Below are 4,166 nucleotides of genomic sequence, written 5' to 3'. Positions count from 1 at the left end.
GTACATCCATGAACTTGGGGTCTGTCGCATCTCGCGTCACGGCCTCCAAAACCTTACGGGCATTCGGCCCCGCGATCTGAAACCCGGTGAGCTGATCCGACACGTTGCGGACGGTGACGTCCTCGGTGGCGTTCTGTTCAAACCAGCGCATGTGATAGGCCTGCGCGCCGTAGCTGGCGGTCAGTTGGAAATGCGTGTCCGACAGGCACGAGATGGTGAAATCCCCGATCAACCGCCCCTTGTGCGACAGCATCGGCGTCAGTGACAGCCGCCCCGGTTTCGGCACCCGACCCGCCATGACGCGGTCGAGCCAGTCGCGCGCGTTCGGCCCCGTCACTTCGTACTTGCCGAAGTTCTGAACCTCATTGATTCCAACGGCTTCGCGGACGGCCTTCACCTCGCGCGCCGTGGCCTCCCACGCGTTGGAGCGGCGGAACGACGGGGTTTCGTACCGCACTTCGTCCCCTTCGGCAAAGTAGTTGACTACCTCCAGCCCGAATTGCGCGCCCCAGACCGCGCCCATGTCGTCGAAGATGTCATACATCATCGTCGTGCGGTTGGGCCGCGCGGCGGGCAGCTCTTCGTTCGGGTAGCTGACGGAAAAGCGTTTCTGGTAGTTCTCGATCACCTTGGGCAGGGTGTAGCCCGGGCTGATCCAATCCCCAAACCGCGCCACATCCATTGCGCTGACATCGCGCTCACATTCCCCTTCGATCATCCACTGCGCCAGCATCAGGCCGACCCCGCCACCCTGGCTGAAGCCAGCCATCACGCCACAGGCCGACCAGTAATTGCGCAGCCCCGGCACCGGGCCAACCAGCGGGTTGCCATCCGGGGCAAAGGTGAACGGCCCGTGGATCACCGACTTGACGCCCGCGCGTTCCAACACCGGGAAGCGCTTGTAGGCAAAAGCGATGCTGTCCTCGATCTTGTCGAAATCATCAGGCAACAACTCATGCCCAAAGGTCCACGGCGTGCCATTGACCGACCAGGGGCGGCAAGGCTGTTCGTAAAACCCGATGCAGAGCCCGCGCCCCTCCTGACGCAGATAGGACTCGCCCGCCGGGTCCATCACATGCGGATGCTCGCTGTCCCGTTCGTAAATCTCGGCGATCTCGTCGGTGACGATGTACTGGTGTTCCATCGGATGCAGCGGCAGGTAAACCCCGGCCATCGCGCCCACTTCGCGCGCCCAAAGACCACCCGCATTGACCACGTGCTCGGCACGGATCGTGCCCTTGTCGGTCACCACGTTCCACGTCCCGTCCGGGCGCTGGGTGGTTTCCTGCACCATCACATGGGTTTCGATGGTGGCCCCACCCATCCGCGCCGCCTTGGCATAGGCATGGGTCGTGCCCGACGGATCAAGGTGCCCGTCAAGTGGGTCGTACAACGCGCCAAGGATACCCTCCAGATTGGTGATCGGCGCGATCTTCGCGATCTCCTCCGGTCCGACGATCTGTGTATCCAATCCCATGTAGCGATGCTTGGCCCGTTCGGCGAGCAGCATGTCGAACCGGTCGCGGTTGTCGGCCAGCGTGATGCCGCCCACATGGTGCAGCCCGCAGGACATGCCGGTAATCTCTTCGAGTTCCTTGTAGAGCCGGATCGTATAGCCCTGCAGCGCGGCCATATTGGTGTCGCCGTTCAGCGTGTGAAACCCGCCCGCCGCGTGCCAGGTGCTGCCCGAGGTCAGTTCGGACCGTTCTACCAGCATCACGTCCGACCAGCCCAGCTTGGTCAGGTGATAGAGAACGGACACGCCGACGACGCCGCCGCCAATGACACAGACACGAGTGGTGGTTTTCATTTCGAGCCCCTCTGAACGTTTGTCGCAAATCTGTTATGCAGTACTGCGCCAAGCCTGTCCGTTACCGACACCTCATGTCGCAAGCGGCCCGGCATCCTCGATTGTCAGTCCAACAGTTTGCAAAGGTCCGTGGCATTTGCCCGAAGTGCCAGAACATCGAAGCCGCCGATCCCGCGATACCCCTTGGCGAAAAGCTCTTTTGCATGTTCAGACGAGGTTATGTTGCTGATCAGCGGGACATTGTTCTTACGGGCCGCCTCTTCGATTTTGCCGATTGCATCCAGCAATTTGGGATGGGTGAACTGTCCCATGACGCCTAGGTCGACGGTCAGGTCGAACAGCGCTGTTACCGCACAATCGACGCCCTCGACTGCGAGAATGTTATCGATGTTTTCGATAGCCTCGGCGGTTTCGATAAGCAGACAACAGACCAACTTGTCTTCGGTATCCGCTGCGAAGGTTGGCATTGAAGACCCCCAGCGGGACTGGGCGATGAAAGGACCAAAGCCGCGTGTGCCGTTGGGCGGATAGCGCAGGGATGCCACCGCGCGGCGTGCATCATCAATGGTACGGACCAACGGGAACACGATGCCTTCGGCGCCAAGGTCCAGCATCCGTTTGACTTGCGTGGTGTCATTCTCGGCCACCCTGACCAGCGGGGCGCATTTTGTTCCAGCAGTGGCGGCGATCATGGCATGTACGCTGGCGTGGTCCAGCGCGCCATGCTCCATATCAATGATGACCGCATCTGCTCCTGCTGCGGCGACAGCCTGACTGACCACAGCCGAAGGTATCGTGCAGACGTAGAACAGCATCCTGTCTTCCGTATCGTGCAGCCGTGCCTTGAGGTTCGCCATGTCCGACTCCTGTCTGAAATTCACCTCCATGGTTGCCGATCTTCCTATCCATTGCTACTGGCATCGCACCGCCGTCCCAAGCTGATCTAGATGACCATACTGCGACGGGATATGTCGGGTTTGGACGAGTGGCGCGAGCTTACAGGCCGCAGGCTGCCCTAAAACGACATCCAAGGTGACCCATGAAAACCCACGCTCAAGCTGTTGTCATCGGTGGCGGTGTCATCGGCTGTTCGATTTTATACCATTTGGTAAAATTGGGCTGGACCGATGTCGCGCTCTTGGAACGCGATGAGCTGACCAGTGGCTCCACATGGCATGCCGCGGCGAACATTCACGGGCTGCATGACAGCACGAACATCAGTCGGATCCAGCATTACACGATGACCCTCTATAACCAGCTTGAGGCCGAGACCGGCCAAAGCTGCGGCGTGTTCCAGCCCGGGTCGCTCTACCTTGCCCAGACCGAAGCCCGCGAACATCAACTGCGCCTACAAGCAGCCAAGGCCAAGCTCTACGGAATGAACTTCCACGAGGTCAGCCGCGCCGAGGCCGAGGCGCTGCACCCGCTGGTGAACTTCGACGGCATCCGCTGCATCATGTATGAACCCGACGGCGGCAATGTGGACCCGTCCGGTGTGACCGCCGCCTATGCCGCAGGTGCCCGACAGAAGGGGGCGGAGATCCACCGCTTCACTCCTGTCACCGCGACCGAGCAGCAAACCGACGGCACATGGATCGTCCGGACGCCTCGGGGCGACATCCGTACGGATTGGGTTATCAACGCCGCTGGTCTCTGGGGCCGTGAGTTGGCTGCCCTTGCAGGGATCAAACTGCCGCTTTTGCCCACCGAACATCAGTACTTCGTCACCGAGGCCATCGCCGAGATCGAAGCGATGGGCCGCCGTCTGCCCTCTGTCGCGGACCGGGACGGCGAATACTACCTGCGGCAGGAGGGCAAGGGTCTGCTGGTCGGAGCCTATGAAAAAGACGTGCGCTTCTGGGCCGAGGATGGCACGCCGCAGGGCTTCGGGCATGAACTCTTTGCCGACGATCTCGAACGGATCGAGCCCAACATGATTCGCGCCATCGACCGCGTGCCCGCCGTGGGCACAGCCGGGATCAAGCGGGTGATCAATGGCCCGATGATCTGGTCGCCGGATTCCAACGTGCTCTTGGGACCGGTGCCCGAGAAGCCGGGCTATTTCTGCTGCAACGGCATCATTCCGGGGTTCTCGCAATCGGGTGGCATGGGCCTGATGGTGGCGCAATGGATCATCGAAGGCGAGATGCAGTACGACATGTTCGCCTGGGACATCGCGCGCTTTGGCGATTGGGCGGATGCCAAGTTCACCAAAGCTCGGGTCGGCGATCAATACGCGCATCGGTTCAAAATCCACTTTCCCGGCGAGGAACGCGCTGCTGGTCGTCCCGTACGGACGCGCCCGGTCTACGAGATGCAAAAAGACAGGGGCGCGGTGTTCGGCCTGAACTACGGT

General features: G+C 61.1%; 3 protein-coding genes. 1 reads left to right on the top strand and 2 read right to left on the bottom strand.

The features are described from left to right. The coding region (locus JJ869_RS22415) for an FAD-dependent oxidoreductase (protein ID WP_292270994.1) at positions 1-1,810 on the bottom strand (1,810 nt) is incomplete at its 3' end. A 104-nt stretch (positions 1,811-1,914) separates the two neighbouring features. Beyond that, the gene (locus JJ869_RS22410; protein WP_292270991.1) at positions 1,915-2,667 is read right to left on the bottom strand and encodes an aldolase/citrate lyase family protein; all 753 of its coding nucleotides are present in this window, start codon (positions 2,665-2,667) and stop codon (positions 1,915-1,917) included. Between the two features lie 182 nt (positions 2,668-2,849). Here JJ869_RS22410 and JJ869_RS22405 point away from each other — a divergent pair. Continuing rightward, positions 2,850-4,166: FAD-dependent oxidoreductase (locus JJ869_RS22405; protein ID WP_292270988.1), on the top strand; the 1,317-nt coding region annotated here is incomplete at its 3' end.

The organism is Marivita sp. (assembly GCF_017643905.1).
Lineage (GTDB): Bacteria > Pseudomonadota > Alphaproteobacteria > Rhodobacterales > Rhodobacteraceae > Marivita.
This window is presented reverse-complemented; position numbering and strand designations above follow the sequence as displayed.